2 protein-coding genes are annotated in these 1,415 nt (G+C 63.3%); both read left to right on the top strand.

The window, feature by feature from the left end; genetic code table 11:
* Positions 1–738 (top strand): CoA transferase subunit A (locus GR328_RS26470; protein WP_160888624.1); only part of this gene is annotated, 738 nt, incomplete at its 5' end.
* Complete coding sequence (locus GR328_RS26465) at positions 738–1,415, top strand: 3-oxoacid CoA-transferase subunit B (RefSeq protein ID WP_160888623.1); 678 nt, start codon at positions 738–740, stop codon at positions 1,413–1,415. The genes GR328_RS26470 and GR328_RS26465, both read left to right, overlap by 1 nt.

Raw genomic sequence — 1,415 nt, 5'->3', positions numbered from 1 at the left:
ATGAACAAGGTATACGGCGATGCGCGTTCTGCGCTGGCTGGTCTGGTGAAGGACGGGATGACGATCATGGCCGGGGGGTTCGGCCTGTGCGGCATCCCGGAGGCGCTGATCGAGGCGATTCGTGATTCGGGGGCGAAGGACCTGACCTTCATCTCCAACAATGCGGGCGTGGACGGGGTTGGCCTCGGCCGCCTGCTGGAGACCCGCCAGATCCGCAAGATGATCAGTTCCTACGTGGGCGAGAACAAGCTGTTCGCCCAGCAGTACCTCTCGGGCGAACTCGAGCTGGAGTTCAACCCGCAGGGTACGCTTGCCGAGCGCATCCGAGCCGGCGGCGCCGGCATTCCGGCCTTCTACACCAGAACCGGCGTGGGCACCCTGATCGCAGAGGGCAAGGAGGTGCGCGAGTTCAATGGCGAGAAGTACGTGATGGAAACCGGGCTGTTCGCCGACATCTCCATCGTGCACGCCTTCAAGGGCGACACGGAAGGCAATCTCGTCTATCGCAAGACCGCCCGCAACTTCAATCCGATGATGGCCACCGCCTCGCGGATGACGATCGCCGAGGTGGAGCATCTGGTTCCCGCCGGCGAGATTGACCCCGACTGCATCCACACGCCGGGCATCTTCGTCAAGCGCCTGGTACATGTGAAAAACCCAGTCAAACACATCGAGCAACGCACGACCCGCAAGCGCGCCGAGGCGGCGCTGCCCGCGGGCGCAGGGGAGGAAATCTGATGGCCTGGACCCGTGAACAGATGGCCGCCCGCGCGGCCAAGGAGCTGCGCGACGGCTACTACGTGAACCTGGGCATCGGCATTCCGACGCTGGTGTCGAACTACATTCCCGAGGGCATCCGCGTGCAGCTGCAATCGGAGAACGGTATGCTCGGCATGGGTCCGTTCCCATACGAGGGCGAGGAGGATGCCGACCTGATCAATGCCGGCAAGCAGACGATCACCGAGTTGCCGACGACGAGCTATTTCTCGTCTGCTGATTCTTTTGGCATGATCCGCGGCGGCCATATCGACCTGTCGATCTTAGGGGCCATGCAGGTGGCCGAGAACGGCGATCTCGCCAACTGGATGATTCCGGGCAAGATGGTCAAGGGGATGGGCGGCGCCATGGACCTCGTGGCGGGCGTCAAGCGCGTGGTGGTGGTCATGGAGCACGTAGCCCGGGCCAAGGACGGCTCGGAGGAGCCGAAGCTCCTGAAAAGCTGCACGCTCCCGCTGACCGGGGCGGGGGTGGTGGATCTGGTGATCACGGATCTGGGGGTGTTTGCCATCGACAAGAAGGGAGGCACGGGCATGAGCCTGATCGAGCTGGCCGAAGGCGTGACGGCGGACGAGATCAGGGCCAAGACCCAGGCCGAGTTCAAGATCGACCTCAAACAGAACCAAAACGCCGCCTGA

This window comes from Microvirga makkahensis (assembly GCF_009830105.1).
Lineage (GTDB): Bacteria > Pseudomonadota > Alphaproteobacteria > Rhizobiales > Beijerinckiaceae > Microvirga > Microvirga makkahensis.
The sequence above is the reverse complement of the archived record's forward strand: the minus strand, read 5'-3'. Positions and strand labels throughout refer to the sequence as shown.

Coding starts and splice junctions, on each gene's coding strand:
- GR328_RS26465 (WP_160888623.1), top strand. CDS start 738: ATGGCCTGGACCCGTGAACAGATGGCCGCCCGCGCGGCCAAGGAGCTG.